General features: G+C 56.9%; 11 protein-coding genes. 5 read left to right on the top strand and 6 right to left on the bottom strand.

Annotated features, from left to right (window positions below):
- Position 1 precedes the first annotated feature (1 nt).
- Positions 2 to 760 (top strand): DeoR/GlpR family transcriptional regulator, encoded by a 759-nt coding sequence (locus AAER43_RS21405; protein ID WP_014885550.1) that lies wholly within the window; start codon positions 2 to 4, stop codon positions 758 to 760.
- A gap of 82 nt (positions 761 to 842) precedes the next feature.
- Here AAER43_RS21405 and malT read toward each other — a convergent pair whose 3' ends face one another.
- Entirely contained in the window at positions 843 to 3,548 is a 2,706-nt protein-coding gene (gene malT, locus AAER43_RS21400) for an HTH-type transcriptional regulator MalT (RefSeq protein ID WP_342702021.1), read from the bottom strand.
- Between the two features lie 584 nt (positions 3,549 to 4,132).
- On the opposite strand from malT, the gene malP reads away from it, so the two are divergent.
- Both malP and malQ read left to right on the top strand, forming a co-directional pair.
- On the top strand, positions 4,133 to 6,526 hold the full coding sequence (gene malP, locus AAER43_RS21395) for a maltodextrin phosphorylase (RefSeq protein ID WP_050862875.1): 2,394 nt from the start codon (positions 4,133 to 4,135) through the stop codon (positions 6,524 to 6,526).
- 9 nt (positions 6,527 to 6,535) lie between these two features.
- Positions 6,536 to 8,614 carry a 4-alpha-glucanotransferase gene (gene malQ, locus AAER43_RS21390; protein ID WP_050862876.1) on the top strand — a complete coding sequence of 693 codons (2,079 nt, stop codon included), beginning with the start codon at positions 6,536 to 6,538 and terminating at the stop codon, positions 8,612 to 8,614.
- 110 nt (positions 8,615 to 8,724) lie between these two features.
- Here malQ and gntT read toward each other — a convergent pair whose 3' ends face one another.
- From gntT to gntX, 3 genes are all read right to left on the bottom strand, one after another.
- Positions 8,725 to 10,041 (bottom strand): gluconate transporter, encoded by a 1,317-nt coding sequence (gene gntT / locus AAER43_RS21385; protein ID WP_014885546.1) that lies wholly within the window; start codon positions 10,039 to 10,041, stop codon positions 8,725 to 8,727.
- A gap of 360 nt (positions 10,042 to 10,401) precedes the next feature.
- A complete protein-coding gene (gene nfuA, locus AAER43_RS21380) occupies positions 10,402 to 10,977 on the bottom strand; it encodes a Fe-S biogenesis protein NfuA (protein ID WP_003861601.1) in 576 nt (191 codons plus the stop codon).
- 61 nt (positions 10,978 to 11,038) lie between these two features.
- Positions 11,039 to 11,722, bottom strand: a complete 684-nt coding sequence (gene gntX, locus AAER43_RS21375; RefSeq protein WP_050862863.1) for a DNA utilization protein GntX — start codon at positions 11,720 to 11,722, stop codon at positions 11,039 to 11,041.
- A gap of 36 nt (positions 11,723 to 11,758) precedes the next feature.
- Here gntX and bioH point away from each other — a divergent pair, with 36 nt between their 5' ends.
- Positions 11,759 to 12,532, top strand: a complete 774-nt coding sequence (bioH, locus tag AAER43_RS21370; RefSeq protein ID WP_057057691.1) for a pimeloyl-ACP methyl ester esterase BioH — start codon at positions 11,759 to 11,761, stop codon at positions 12,530 to 12,532.
- A gap of 111 nt (positions 12,533 to 12,643) precedes the next feature.
- Positions 12,644 to 12,913, top strand: coding sequence for a YdgH/BhsA/McbA-like domain containing protein (locus tag AAER43_RS21365; protein WP_014885543.1), 270 nt, complete (start codon positions 12,644 to 12,646; stop codon positions 12,911 to 12,913).
- Between the two features lie 44 nt (positions 12,914 to 12,957).
- Here AAER43_RS21365 and feoC read toward each other — a convergent pair whose 3' ends face one another.
- Entirely contained in the window at positions 12,958 to 13,194 is a 237-nt protein-coding gene (gene feoC / locus AAER43_RS21360; RefSeq protein ID WP_014885542.1) for a [Fe-S]-dependent transcriptional repressor FeoC, read from the bottom strand.
- 10 nt (positions 13,195 to 13,204) lie between these two features.
- Positions 13,205 to 15,523, bottom strand: a complete 2,319-nt coding sequence (feoB, locus tag AAER43_RS21355; RefSeq protein WP_014885541.1) for a Fe(2+) transporter permease subunit FeoB — start codon at positions 15,521 to 15,523, stop codon at positions 13,205 to 13,207.
- Positions 15,524 to 15,541 lie beyond the last annotated feature (18 nt).

The following is a 15,541-nucleotide window of genomic DNA, read 5'->3' as shown; positions in this document are numbered from 1 at the left end:
GATGAAACAAACACAACGTCATGACGCCATTATCGAACTGGTGAAAAAACAGGGATACGTCAGCACCGAAGAGCTCGTCGAGCAGTTTGCCGTCAGCCCGCAAACGATCCGTCGTGACCTGAACGATCTGGCCGATCAGAACCGTATTTTGCGCCACCACGGCGGTGCGGCGCTGCCGTCCAGCTCGGTCAACACCTCCTGGCATGACCGTAAAGCCACGCAGACGGCGGAAAAAGAACGCATAGCCCGTAAAGTGGCGAGCCAAATCCCAAACGGGGCGACGCTGTTTATTGACATCGGCACCACGCCGGAAGCGGTTGCTCACGCGCTGCTGGATCACGAGAACCTGCGCGTGGTCACTAACAACCTGAACGTCGCCAACACTCTGATGCAGAAAGACGATTTCCGGATCATCCTCGCCGGTGGTGAACTGCGCAGCCGCGACGGGGGCATTATCGGTGAAGCGACGCTCGACTTTATCTCTCAGTTCCGCCTCGATTTCGGCATTCTGGGGATCAGCGGTATCGACAGCGACGGCTCGCTGCTGGAATTTGATTACCACGAGGTGCGCACCAAGCGCGCGATTATTGAAAATTCACGCCACGTGATGCTGGTGGTGGACCATTCGAAGTTTGGCCGTAACGCGATGGTGAACATGGGCAGCATCAGCATCGTGGATGCGGTCTATACCGACGCGATGCCGCCAGCGGGCGTGATGCAGGTGATTAAAGATAATAATTTGCAGTTAGAATTGTGCTAGGAATTGTGTCGGGTGGCGCTGCGCTTACCCGACCTACGAAACCCCGTAGGCCCGTGCAAGCGTAGCGCCGCCGGGCAAGGAATCACACGCCATACCCCATCATCTTCAAGAGCTGCTGCGCATGCTGTACCGCATCCTGACGATGCGCCACGCCCAGCTTCTGATACAGATTACGAATGTGCGTTTTGATGGTGGTTGCCGCCACCGCCAGCTCACCGGCAATCTGCTCGTTGCTGTAGCCGGAATAGATCAGCCCCAGCACCTGCCATTCCCGCTGGGTGAGCGGGCTGGTGCGAATAAGCTCCGGCACTTCCGGATGGTTCAGCAGACGTTCAACGAAGTTCTCATCAAAATGCGCAAATTTGTGGCGATGATGCTGGTTAATCTCGCGCAGAATACGCTGAGCACGATGCTGATCCAGCTCCGGCAGGGTATTCAGCTGAATCAGCTGGCGCAGCTGTTGCGCCATCACTTCACCTTCAATCACAAAGTGGCTGATAAACCCGGTACGGTTCGCCAGCTGCAGCGCTTCCAGCAGCACGCGCTGGGCGTCATTTTTGCGTCCCGCCTGCCAGTAAAGCTGGTTAAGCAGCAGCAGGTTGCGGTTCAGATCGCTCATCAGGCGCAGGCTACGGGCGTTTTCGTTTAACTCTTCCAGCACGATCTCGGCAGGCTCGAAGTCACCCAGCAGGATCTGCACGCGGGCGATGTTGCGCCACTGGCTTTGCAGGAAGTGGTTATTGGCAAACTCTGGTTTTGGCGTATGACGCAGCCAGTTGGCGGCGGATTTTTTATCCCCCGTCATCTGCCAATAAATCACCCGGACCTTATCGGCGTTTGACACCCAGTCGCTGTGGTACTGGCCGTTGCCGAGCAGGTTTTCCAGACGGTTAAGGTGATTGCGGGCGTTATCAAGATCGCCGCGCGCCAGCGAGCACTGCACCAGCAGCGCCAGGCACTGCAACTGCTGCTGCGGCTGGAAGCCAGAGAGCACGTTCACACCCTGACGGGCGCAGCTTTCTGCTTCATCGAGGCGTGACCATGCCCACAGCAGCTGAGCGCGAATGCGCAACAGGAACTCGTGCATCGGCAGCTGTTCCAGATGCTGTTCACGAATCAGCTGGAACGCTTTTTCCTGATTTTCCCAGGCAGCCTGCAGGAACCCCTGAGCGAATAAAATTTCACTTTGCTGAATCAGACTCCACAGGGCGTAGTGCCACACATCATGGCGGCGCGCCATCTGCTCGGTTTGCTGCATCAGGGAAAGGGAACGCGTCAGCTCGCCCTTGCAGTGCAGTACTTCCCCGTGTACCGAGGTCGCCACGATGCGGCTGTAGAAATTAGCCAGCGGCAGTTCATCCAGCGCGACCATCGCCAGCCGTTCCGCTTCATCCGGGTCGCCGTCGTTAATTGCGACCTGCGCCCGCAGGGCGTTAAATTCGCCGTGCAGGGTAGTATCCATTTCACTTTCCATCTCCTGCTCGGCACGCGCCAGCAGGGTATTGACCTCACTGTAGCGGTGCTGGCTTTGCATCAGCCAGGCCTGCAGCAGAACCAGACGCGGGTTCTCCAGCAGGCTCTCCCACGGCAGGGCTTTCAGCGACTCTTCCAGCAGCGTCAGTTCGCTGTGGTTAAACAGCCCCCACGCGTGGTTGAGCAGAATATCGCGCAGCATACTGGCGTCACCGGCAGCCAGCGCGTGGTGAATGGCCTCGCTCGGGAAGCCTTGCGCCATCCAGCTTTCAGCGGCGGCGCGATGGATTTCCGGCAGTTCTGTGGCAAGCTCCCACTGACAGCGCTGGCGCAGGAAGCTACCAAACAAGGGATGGTAGCTGAACCACTCGCCGGGATCGTCCATGCGTGTCAGGAACAGGCCCTGACGTTCAATCTCTTCCAGCTGTAACTGGCCGTTTTCACAGCCGGTAACGCGCACGATCAGCGCGTCGTTCATCGAACGCAGCAGGGAGCTTTTCAGCAGGAAATGACGGGTTGAAGGATCAACGCTGTCCAGCACCTCGTCCACCAGATAATCAGAGAGATGGCTGGCGTTGATACCGGCCAGACGCCGTGCCGACTGGTGTGTCGGGCTGTTGTTTTGCCGCGCAGAGAGGGCAATCAGCTGCAACGCCGTGGCCCAGCCCGCGACGTCATCGCACAGGCGGCTGCTTTCAGCGGCCTCAATCGGCGAGGTCAGGCGGCAGTCGAAGAACTGTTTCGCTTCCTGATGGGTAAAGGCCAACTGCTGGCTGCCAATCTCCAGCAGCTGATCGCGCACGCGCAGGTTGGCAATGCCCAGCTGCGGCAGGTTGCGCGACAGCACCACCAGGGTCAGGTTTTCCGGTTGATGGCGCAGGAAGAAACGCATCGACTCGTGGATAACCGGATTTGAAATCAGATGATAATCATCAATTACCACATAAAGCGGGCGATGCCATTCAGCCAGTTCAATGAACAGCTGAGAGAAAAGGGAGGACAGGCTGGCGTACTGGCGCTTTTGCACCATCACCTCACTGGCGACGCAGTGTCCATTCGTGGCCTGTTGAATGGCAGCAATCAGATAGCTGGCAAAACGCTCTTGCTGGTTATCGCCCTCATCAAGGGAGTACCAGCCAAGATCGCTCTTACCTGCGGCCCATTGCGAAATGAGCGTTGTTTTTCCATAACCTGCAGGGCTCGTAATCAGCGCCAGTCGGAAATTATGCGCGCCGGAAAGTTTAGCCAGCAGACGCTCGCGGACCACTGTATGGTCGAGACGAACCGGGCGACTTAATTTAGACGGAATCAACATAGGTTTCACTTCACTGTGGGGAACGAGAGATTTTATTTTTTTGCGCTTCGTAATTAATAGCTATAAGGTCGGACAGATAGAGAACTATTGCAAGTTATGTCTGGATTTGGTGGCTCTGAATTTGCACTCTGTCACAAAACATTCAGGCAGATGATGGAACTTTCCTGAAAGGGCTGTGACGCCGCGCCAGTGCTGGCTTGTATGGTTCTCTTGCGGTTATGCTGAAACTGGTTTCAGAAAGGGATAGTGACGCCAAATTTAATAAAGTCCGGGTAAAGTTCAGTGAGCTTAATAATCTCCTTAGATATGACCCAATTGCAGAAATATTATTCTACGTAAGTAATCATTTCAGCGCGGATTAATTTCATCCGAAACTGCATTTCATTTCTTTGACATTCTTCCCGGTGACGTTTTCCTCTTCCGGGCACACTCAGGCTATGCTCTGAGAGTGGCCTCGATCACACTTTTATGCTCATCCCCGCTACTCCTCCCTGTCTAATCCCCCACAGGATGAGGAAGAGGTGAAATGAGCCAGGCACACTAGCGCCAACTTGTGTTTTCTTTCTAAAGGATGCCGATCCCCTATGTCACAGCCTACCTTCAACAAAGCTCAATTCCAGGCTGCCCTGACGCGTCAGTGGCAGCGTTTTGGCCTTCATGCTGCAAATGAGATGACGCCTCACCAGTGGTGGCAGGCGGTGAGCGGGGCGCTCGCAGAGCAGCTGGATGCTCAGCCCGTGGCGAAGCCCGTCAAAGGCCAGCGTCACGTCAACTATATCTCGATGGAATTCCTGATTGGCCGCCTGACGGGCAACAATCTGCTGAACCTTGGCTGGTATCAGGAGGTGGGTGATGTGCTGAAAGCGCACGACATCAACCTGACTGACCTGCTGGAAGAAGAGATTGACCCGGCTCTCGGTAACGGTGGTCTGGGTCGCCTGGCGGCCTGCTTCCTTGACTCCATGGCAACGGTTGGCCAGTCCGCCATTGGCTATGGCCTCAACTATCAGTATGGCCTGTTCCGTCAGTCGTTCGCTGATGGTCACCAGATGGAAGCGCCAGATGACTGGCACCGCAATACCTACCCGTGGTTCCGCCACAATGCGCAGCTGGACGTGCAGGTCGGCATCGGCGGGAAAGTCACAAAGCAAGGCCTCTGGGAACCGGCTTTCACCATCACCGGTGAAGCCTGGGATCTGCCGGTGCTTGGCTACCGTAACGGCGTGGCACAGCCGCTGCGCCTGTGGCAGGCGAAGCACGCTCATCCGTTCAACCTGACCAAATTCAACGACGGCGATTTCCTGCGTGCCGAGCAGCAGGGTATCGACGCCGAGAAGCTGACCAAAGTCCTCTACCCGAACGACAACCATCTGGCGGGTAAAAAACTGCGTCTGATGCAGCAGTATTTCCAGTGCGCCTGCTCCGTGGCGGACATTCTGCGCCGTCATCACCTGGCGGGCCGCAAGCTGGCACAGCTGCCGGACTTCGAAGTGATTCAGCTCAACGACACGCACCCGACCATCGCCATTCCTGAACTGCTGCGCGTGCTGATCGACGAGCATCAGCTGAGCTGGGATGACGCCTGGGCGATTACCAGCCGCACCTTCGCCTACACCAACCACACCCTGATGCCGGAAGCGCTGGAGTGCTGGGATGAGAAGCTGGTGAAAGCGCTGCTGCCGCGCCATATGCAGATCATCAACAAGATTAACGATCGGTTTAAAACCCTGGTGGATAAAACCTGGCCAGGCAATAAAGCGGTCTGGGCGAAGCTGGCAGTGGTCCACGATAAGCAGGTTCGCATGGCGAACATGTGCGTGGTGAGCGGCTTTGCGGTGAACGGCGTAGCGGCCCTGCACTCGGATCTGGTGGTTAAAGATCTGTTCCCGGAATATCACCAGCTGTGGCCGACCAAATTCCACAACGTGACCAACGGCATCACGCCGCGTCGCTGGATCAAGCAGTGCAACCCGCTGCTGGCCGATCTGCTGGATAAGACCCTGAAGAAAGAGTGGGCCAACGATCTGGACCAGCTGATCAACCTGGAAAAATACGCGGATGACGCGAAGTTCCGCGAGCAGTACCGTGCCATCAAGCTGGAGAACAAAGTTCGTCTGGCGGCGTTTGTGAAAGCGCGCACAGGGATTGAGATCAACCCGAATGCCATTTTCGATATCCAGATCAAGCGCCTGCATGAGTACAAACGTCAGCACCTTAACCTGCTGCACATCCTGGCGCTGTATAAAGAGATCCGCGAGAACCCGCAGGCCGACCGCGTGCCGCGCGTGTTCCTGTTCGGTGCGAAAGCGGCACCGGGCTACTACCTGGCGAAAAATATCATCCTCGCCATTAATAAAGTGGCGGCGGCGATCAACAACGATCCGAAGGTGGGCGACAAGCTGAAGGTGGTGTTCCTGCCGGATTACTGCGTCTCGGCGGCTGAAATGCTGATCCCGGCGGCGGATATTTCCGAGCAGATCTCGACCGCAGGGAAAGAGGCCTCCGGCACCGGTAACATGAAGCTGGCGCTGAACGGTGCGCTGACCGTTGGCACGCTGGACGGTGCGAACGTCGAAATCGCTGAGCAGGTCGGTGAAGAGAATATCTTCATCTTCGGTCATACCGTGGAAGAGGTGAAAGCCATCAAGGCCAAAGGCTACGACCCGGTGAAATGGCGTAAGAAAGACAAAGTGCTGGATGCGGTGCTGAAAGAGCTGGAGAGCGGTAAATACAGCGACGGTGACAAGCACGCGTTTGACCAGATGCTGCACAGCATGGACAAGCATGGCGGTGACCCGTATCTGGTGATGGCCGATTTCACCGCCTATGTGGACGCGCAAAAGCAGGTCGACGTGCTGTATCGCGACCAGGACGCGTGGACCCGGGCATGCATTCTGAACACGACGCGCTGCGGTATGTTCAGCTCTGACCGCTCAATCCGTGATTATCAGGCTCGTATCTGGCAGGCAAAACGCTAAGGAAGCGCGATGGAGAGTAAACGTCTGGACAGTGCCGCGCAGGCGGCGGGAATTAGCCTCAGTTACATCAATGCGCACGGCAAACCGCAGTCTATTGGTGCGGACACCAAAAGACGTTTGCTGAATGCCATGCACAAAGCCGACGCGAAAGCGTCGGCACTACCGGTGCCAAACGTAAAGGTCTTTACTGCGGGCAAAAAAATGTCGCTGACGGTGGAGGGGCGCGGCGAGTTTAGCTGGCTGCTCACCACCGAAGAGGGGCATCAGCATAAAGGCCACGCCACCGGCGGCAAAGCGTTTAACCTTCCGGCGAAACTGCCGGAGGGCTATCACAGCCTGACGCTCACCCAGGACGAGCAGCGTTTTCACTGCCGGGTGATTGTCGCGCCAAAACGCTGCTATGAGCCGCAGGCGCTGCTCGAAGGCAAAAAGCTGTGGGGCGCCTGCGTGCAGCTCTACACGCTGCGTTCCGACAGCAACTGGGGCATCGGCGATTTTGGCGATCTGAAGAATATGCTGGCCTCCGTGGGTGAGCGCGGCGGCGCGTTCATCGGCCTCAACCCGATCCACGCGCTCTATCCGGCGAACCCGGAAAGCGCCAGCCCGTACAGCCCGTCCTCCCGTCGCTGGCTGAACGTCATTTATATCGACGTTAACGCGTTGGATGATTTTAAAAACAGTAAAGACGCGCAGGCGTGGTGGAAGCTTGAGACCACGAAGCAGATGCTGAAACAGGCCCGCGAAGCGGACTGGGTCGATTACGCTACTGTGACCGCGCTAAAAATGGCGGCGCTGCGTCTGGCCTGGAAAGGCTTTGCTAAGCGCAATGACGATCAGATGGCGGCCTTCCGCCAGTTTGTGGCGCAGGAAGGCGAAAGCCTCTACTGGCAGGCGGCATTCGATGCGCTGCACGCGCATCAGGTGAAAGAGGACGAAATGCGCTGGGGCTGGCCGGTCTGGCCGGAAGCGTACCAGTCCGTGGACACCCCGGAAGTCAAAGCTTTCTGTAAAACGCATGCCGACGAGGTGGACTTCTATCTGTGGCTGCAGTGGCTGGCCTACAGCCAGTTTGCCGCCTGCTGGCAGGTAAGCCAGGGCTATAACATGCCGATCGGCCTGTATCGCGACCTGGCCGTCGGTGTGGCAGAAGGCGGCGCGGAAACCTGGTGTGACCGTGAGCTTTACTGCCTGAAAGCGTCCGTCGGTGCGCCGCCGGATATCCTTGGGCCGCTCGGTCAGAACTGGGGCTTGCCGCCGATGGATCCGCACGTGATGGCGGCGCGCGCCTACGAGCCGTTTATCGACCTGCTGCGTGCGAACATGCAAAACTGTGGCGCGCTGCGTATTGACCACGTCATGTCCGTACTGCGCCTGTGGTGGATCCCTTACGGTGAAACGGCCGATCACGGCGCGTACGTCCAGTATCCGGTAGACGATCTGCTGTCGATCCTGGCCCTGGAGAGTAAGCGTCACCAGTGTATGGTGATCGGGGAAGATCTCGGTACCGTGCCGGTGGAAATTGTTAGCAAGCTCCGCGACAGCGGCGTGTACTCCTATAAAGTGCTCTATTTTGAAAACGACCATGAGAAAACCTTCCGCGCGCCGAAAGCGTATCCAGAACAGTCAATGGCAGTCGCGACGACGCATGATCTTCCTACGCTCAGAGGCTACTGGGAAAGCGGCGATCTGACGCTCGGGAAAACGCTGGGTCTCTATCCTGATGAAGAGGTTCTGCGCGGGCTGTATCAGGATCGCGAGCTGGCGAAGCAGGGGCTGCTGGATGCGCTGCATAAGCATGGCTGCCTGCCGAAGCGCGCCGGTCACAAGGCGTCGCTGATGGCGATGACGCCAACGCTCAACCGCGGTTTGCAGCGCTATATTGCCGACAGCAACAGCGCTCTGCTTGGCCTTCAGCCGGAAGACTGGATTGATATGGCGGAGCCGGTGAACATCCCGGGCACCAGCTATCAGTACAAGAACTGGCGTCGCAAATTGTCCACAACGCTTGAGAAGATGTTTGCCGATGACGGGGTGAACAGGCTGATTAAGGATTTGGATAAGCGGCGAAAAGCGGCTGCTAAGAAGTGATAAAAAACCCGCCAGTGGCGGGTTTTTTATTGCCCTGTGGCGCTACGCTTACCGGGCCTACATGGAGCCAGTAGGTCGGGTAAGGCGAAGCCGCCACCCGACTTATGACATCAAACCACCATATTCAACAGCAGCACCCCAACCAGGCCACACACCGAAATAATGGTTTCCAGCGCGGACCAGGACTTGATGGTTTCACCGATGGTCAGGTTGAAGTACTCCTTAAACAGCCAGAAGCCCGGGTCGTTCACGTGAGAGAAAATCACGCTACCGGAACCGACCGCGATAACCATCAGCTCAGGACTGACGCCCGTGGTGGCAATCAGCGGCGCAACGATACCGCCTGCAGTAATCGCAGCAACGGTTGCAGAACCCAGCGCAATACGCAGAACCGCGGCAATAGACCAGGCCATCAGGAGCGGCGACACGTTGGTTTCATGCATCATCGCAGCGATGTATTTGTCCACGCCGCTGTCAACCAGCACCTGCTTGAACGCACCGCCACCGCCGATGATCAGGAGCATCATGGCAATAATTTTGATGGAAGAGGTCAATGTGTCGTTGATCTGATCCATTGAACGACCCCGGTTCAGACCGAAGGTGAACATCGCGATCAGGACGGCAATCAGCGTAGCCATGACCGGATCGCCCAGGAATTCTGCCACGCCCAGGAACGCATGACCTTTCGGCAGGATCATCTCTGCCACGGCGCGCATCGCCATCAGGATCACCGGTACCAGTGAGGTCCAGACGCTGACGCCAAAGCCAGGCATCTCTTCTTCGGTGAAGGTTTTCGCGCTGTACAGACCTTCCGGAATTGGCTTATCGATACCTTTCAGGAAGCGGGCATATACCGGGCCTGCCAGAATCACGGTCGGGATTGCCAGAATCGTACCGAACAGCAGGGTTTTACCCATATCGGCGTGGAAGATGGTGGCGATTGCCGTTGGGCCCGGGTGAGGTGGCAGGAAGCCGTGGGTCACGGACAGCGCCGCAGCCATTGGCACACCTACAAACAGCAGCGGAATGTTAGCTGCCGCTGCGATGGTGAACACCAGTGGCAGCATCAGCACGAAGCCCACTTCATAGAACAGCGCGAAACCGACGGTAAAACCGGTCAACACCACCGCCCACTGAATGTTCTTCTTACCAAATTTGTCGATAAGCGTGGTGGCAATACGCTGCGCGCCGCCACAGTCTGCCAGCATTTTGCCGAGCATGGCACCGAAGCCCATGATCAGCGCCAGGCTGCCGAGCGTGCCGCCGACACCGGCTTTAATGGAGCTGATAACTTTAACCAGCGGCATACCCTGCATCAGACCGACTGCAAGTGCCACCAGAACCAGAGCGATAAATCCGTTCATTTTGAAACGGATCATCAAGAGCAGTAATAACACAACACCGATAGCAACGATGACTAATGGCATGATTTACCTGGCCTTTGAATTGTTATGGGTAACGTCATTGTTTCAACGACACATTCCGATTGTCCCAACTGGGAACAGAGAAGTAACGGCACTAATACTGATGCCTTGCAAACCATTAAGTTTAGTCGGCTGTTATGAGTGTGCTTAGTGCCCACGAGAATGATACGGGTAACATGACGTGGTTGAGAATCACCCAGGCAGGCAAAATGTGAATTATGAGACGCAGGTCAACATATAGAGGAGGCGCGGCGGGAAAACAAAAGCCGGGTGGCGGCTTCGCCTGACCCGGCCTGCGATTCGGATGCAGTAACTGTTTTGTAGGCCCGGTAAGCGCAGCGCCACCGGGCAAAGGCAGACGGCTTAGTAGTAAGAATGCTCGCCGCGCTGGTGCTCGGTCAGGTCACGTACGCCTTTCAGTTCCGGGAACTCGTTCAGCAGCTGCTTCTCGATCCCTTCTTTCAGCGTCACATCGACCATAGAACAACCGTTACAGCCGCCACCAAACTGCAGGATCGCCAGGCCATCTTCCGTGATTTCCATCAGGGAAACGCGACCACCATGACCCGCCAGCTGGGGGTTGATCTGGGATTGCAGCAGATATTCAACGCGCTCCATCAGCGGGGCATCGTCTGAGACTTTACGCATTTTGGCGTTCGGCGCTTTCAGGGTCAGCTGAGAGCCCAGTTGGTCGGTGACGAAGTCGATCTCCGCATCTTCAAGATACGGCGCGCTCAGCTCATCAACATAAGCGGTGAGCTGTTCAAACTTAAGGGCAGTGTCAGTTGCTTCCACAGCGTCTGGCGGACAATAAGAGACACCGCATTCTGCATTCGGCGTGCCTGGGTTGATCACAAACACGCGGATCTGCGTCCCTTCTTCCTGATTTGCCAGCAGTTTGGCAAAGTGCGCTTGTGCAGAATCGGAAATACGGATCATAGCTTTGGCCTAATAGTTGACTAAATTACCTGGGTATAATCATACGCCCATTGAAGAAGGGCTACAAGGTACGGCACAGACACCATACCTGAACCGACGCGGCGCCGCTTTGCAAAAGCAGTCGGGAAAGTTCAGCAACGGTACTGCCTGTGGTGACGACATCATCCACAATCGCGATATGGAGGCCGTTAACCGCCAATTCAAGGCGAAAGGCATTTTTGAGGTTTCTTTTGCGCAGCCGGGCGTTGAGCTGATGCTGAACGGCGGTGGCATGTACGCGGGTGAGTGCGCTGGTAGTGTATCGACAGCCGAGCCAGCGGGCGAGCGGACGGCAGAGCAGGTCGCTCTGATTGTAACCACGCCGCCAGTGGCGACGGCGATACAGGGGAACATTGACCACCATATCAATTTTCGGCAGGGCGCGGGTTCGCCGTGCCTGTAAAACCGCCAGCAATAACAGGCGGGCAAGGGGCGGTGCCAGCGAACTCTGGCCGGAAAACTTCAGGGCGTGAATCAGCCTGCTCAGCGGTCGAACGTAATCATCCACCGCCACCAGCGCGCTCCACGGCGGGGGTTTTTTCAGGCAGCGGCCACAGGGTAAATAGCGGTTCGTGGCGGGTAAACCACATTGTGGGCAGGTGGTGATACGCCTTTCCAGCGAACGCGTGCAGACGGAACAGACGCCCCAGGCGCTAAGGGCAAGCGGCATTTTGCATAGCCAGCACAAGCCGGGCACTGTTAGCATATTCAACCTCCATGTGAAAAAAGAGAACAGTAACTGATGAAGACGCTGTGGTGGCAGACCGTTGGGACAGGAAATTGCCATCTTGTGCTGCTGCACGGATGGGGCCTGAATGCAGAAGTATGGCATTGCATAAACGAGGAACTTGCCTCGCAATTTACGTTACATCTGGTTGATCTACCGGGGTATGGCCGTAGCCATGGTTATGGTGCGATGACGCTCGAAGAGATGGCGCAGGAGGTGCTGAACGCGGCGCCACAACATGCCATCTGGCTGGGCTGGAGTCTGGGCGGGCTGGTGGCAAGCCAGATTGCGCTTTACTGGCCCGAGCGCGTAAACGCGCTGGTGACGGTGGCCTCATCGCCCTGCTTTAGCGCGCAGGAGACGTGGCCCGGCATAAAGCCTGACGTACTGGCGGGTTTCCAGCAGCAGCTGAGTGACGATTTCCAGCGGACCGTAGAGCGGTTCCTCGCGCTACAGACGATGGGCACCGAAACCGCGCGACAGGATGCCAGAGCGCTGAAGCAGGTGGTGCTCTCTTTGCCGATGCCGGACGTTGAGGTGCTCAACGGCGGCCTTGAAATTCTGAAAACGGTCGATCTGCGTGAGCCGCTGGCCGCGCTGACGATGCCGCATCTGCGTATCTATGGTTATCTTGACGGGCTGGTGCCGCGCAAAGTGGTGCCCTTGCTGGACTCCCTCTGGCCGGACAGCGAATCGCAGGTCATTGCCAAAGCCGCGCATGCCCCGTTTATCTCTCATCCGACGGAATTTTGTTCAGCGCTCATTGCGTTAAGTCAACGTTTAGACTGATTATTTTCTATCCAGCCTGGAAAAAGTTACACACCGCAACCATACTCCAGATGTCGTTGCGGTTGTTATGCCTACGATGATCAAAACAACAATCCTATGGAGAGTCAGGCTATGAAACTTGTTACAGGTATTGTCACTTCTCTGGTTATTGGGTCACTGTCATTTGGCGTCTTTGCGGCAAAAGAGCTGGAAAAAGATAAAGTTGCCGGCATGAATCTGACGAAAATCGGTGAGATTTCTACGTCTGACACCACCGCGCCGATGGATGCGAGAAAAGAGCTGTCGAAGAAAGCGGATGAGATGGGCGGGACGTACTACGTCGTCACCAGTGCAGAAAAACAGACCAAAAACGTACGCGCCACCGCGGACGTCTATAAGTAATATGATAAAGCCGGGCAGCGATGCCCGGCTTTATGAGTGCAGTATTAGCGCAGTGCCCACCACTCCCGCAGGCAAGCCTTTCCTTCCGGACAACTTTTACAACTGCCAGAGAGGCAACCCTCTGCCTCCTCCTGGATCCGCACGGCTTTACCCATGGCTTCAAGGCGTTCCAGCATGGCATCGATCATCGGCTGGGGCGTATGCAGGCTGAGGCTCAGCTGTTTCGCCTCCATCCGGCCCTGCAGAGCCAGCATGTCACGCACCTGAATCAATGACGCCATGGTGTGCTCCTTAGTGACAGTCGCCCGCCGGGCTGTTGCAGCAGGTCGCGGCGGTTTTACGATTTGCCAGCAGGTCAATATCGACGCGGCTGCGTGCCCGGCGCAGCAGGCCAAGAACAATCACGTTAAACAGGACAACCGCGAGGATACAAACCAGGCTGTAGCGTGGGTGCTGACTGAAATTAACGGTCTGATAAAACAGCGTCGCCAGCGAGTAAGCGATATTTAGCCCCCACAGAATGGAGAAGCCCATCCAGCCGCGACTGGATTCACGCGCAATCGCTCCCATGACGGAGATGCACGGAATATAGAGCAGAACAAAGATGAGATAGCTGTAGGCCGCAGATGCGCTACCAAATTTCTCGCCCATCACGCCCATGGCACCCGTCGCCATTTCACCGTCGCCTTTGCTTGCCTCAATCGGGTTCGCCAGCACGCTCAGGCTGAAGGTATCTTTCAGGCTCTGCCAGGTCTCCTCGACGGCACCCAGCAGTTCATCACCGAGGTGAAACGCTGCCGGATTAAATTCCTGTTCCTGGATGTTCTCCGCGGTGTAGAGCGTGTTCAGGGTGCCGACAACCACCTCTTTCGCCATCGCACCGGTGAACAGGCCCACGGTCGCCTGCCAGTTATCCTCATGCACGCCAATCGGTTTGAAGACCGGCGTGATGATGCGGCTGACGGAGGCGAGGGCAGAATCGTTGATGTTATCTGCTGCCTGACCGCTGAGGGTGAAGCTGTTCAGCGCGCTCAGGAAAATGCTGACGATGACAATCACCTTACCGGCGCGCAGCACAAACCCTTTCAGGCGTTGCCAGGTCTGGATCACCAGGCTTTTCAGGTGTGGAACGTGATAGACCGGCAGCTCCATGACAAACGGTGAGGCTTCACCGCGCATAATCGTGTGCTTGAGCATTAAACCGGTCAGGATCGCCATCACGATGCCCAGAACATACAGCGAGAAGACTGCCAGCGCGCCCTGCTGACCAAAGAAGGCGGCCGCAAAGACGGCGAAGATGGCCAGACGCGCACCGCAGGACATAAACGGCGCCATCATAATGGTCATCAGGCGTTCACGCGGAGCATCCAGGGTACGGGCACCCATGACCGACGGCACGTTACAGCCGAAGCCGACAATCAGCGGTACGAAGGATTTGCCGGGCAGACCCAGGGCCTGCATCAGGCGGTCCATGACGAACGCGGCGCGCGCCATATAACCTGAATCTTCCAGGAACGAGAGGAACAGATACATCATGCCGATCTGCGGTACCAGCGGCAGAACGGTGTTAATGCCCCCGCCGAGCCCCTGAGCGAGGAAAATGGTCAGCCACTCCGGGAAGTGCAGGGTGTAACCCACCCACTGAATCCCGTGTACAAAGATCGCGACGGAACCGGCGTCAAAAATCGGCTGGAGTGCGCCGCCGATGTTGATGGCGAGCAGGAACATCACGTACATCACCAGCAGGAAGATCGGCAAACCGAGGAAGCGGTTGAGTACAATCTTATCCACCGCCGCCGTAAAGCGGCTGGGTTCCGCCGTCAGGGCATTACTGACCACGTCGCAAATCGAGGCGATGGCCTGGTATCGTGCATCGGCGATGTGCAGCGCCGGGTCGTCCAGCTCGTCGCTGAGACGGGCCACCGTCGCGTCCAGTTTATCTGCCGCATGTCCGGCATAGGCGCGGCTATAGATATCGCCTTCCAGCATCTGCAGGCCGAGCCACTGGCGCTGTTTTGCAGGCATGCTTTTGTCCATCTCCTGCGCCAGCAGATCCGCTTCGCGCAGCAGCGGGCGGGCGTAATGCACCAGCTCAACGTCGTGATTTCCCGTGTGACGGTCAATCGCCAGCTTCAGGGCATCAATCCCGCGAGCGCGCGTTGAGACCAGCGGCACTACCGGGCAACCCAGGCGCGCGGAGAGGGCATCGACGTCGATGCGCAGCTTTTGTTTCTCTGCAATGTCGAGCATGTTGAGCGCCACGATGCAGGGAATACCCAGCTCCAGCAGTTGCAGCGTCAGGTAGAGGTTGCGCTCGAGGTTGGAGGCGTCGACCACGTTGATCAGCAGATCCGCGTCGCCGCTCAGAATGTAGTGGCAGGCAATTTGCTCATCGAGCGAGGTCTGCGACGAAATGGTGGTCAAGGAATAGGTGCCGGGAAGGTCAACCAGAGTGACCTGATGATCCGTTGTCGTGAACTGGCCTTCTTTACGTTCAACGGTTACGCCTGCCCAGTTACCGACGCGCTGGCGCGCGCCCGTGAGCTGGTTAAATAGCGTGGTCTTGCCGGAATTAGGATTGCCAATTAAGCCAATAGTTAATTTTTTCATTTTTTAGACTCACTGAAA

It is taken from the genome of Enterobacter sp. FUJ80071 (assembly GCF_038739915.1).
In the GTDB taxonomy this organism is placed as follows: domain Bacteria; phylum Pseudomonadota; class Gammaproteobacteria; order Enterobacterales; family Enterobacteriaceae; genus Enterobacter; species Enterobacter kobei.
Note: the sequence above shows the minus strand (reverse complement) of the source record. Positions and strands in the feature narration are given on the sequence as shown.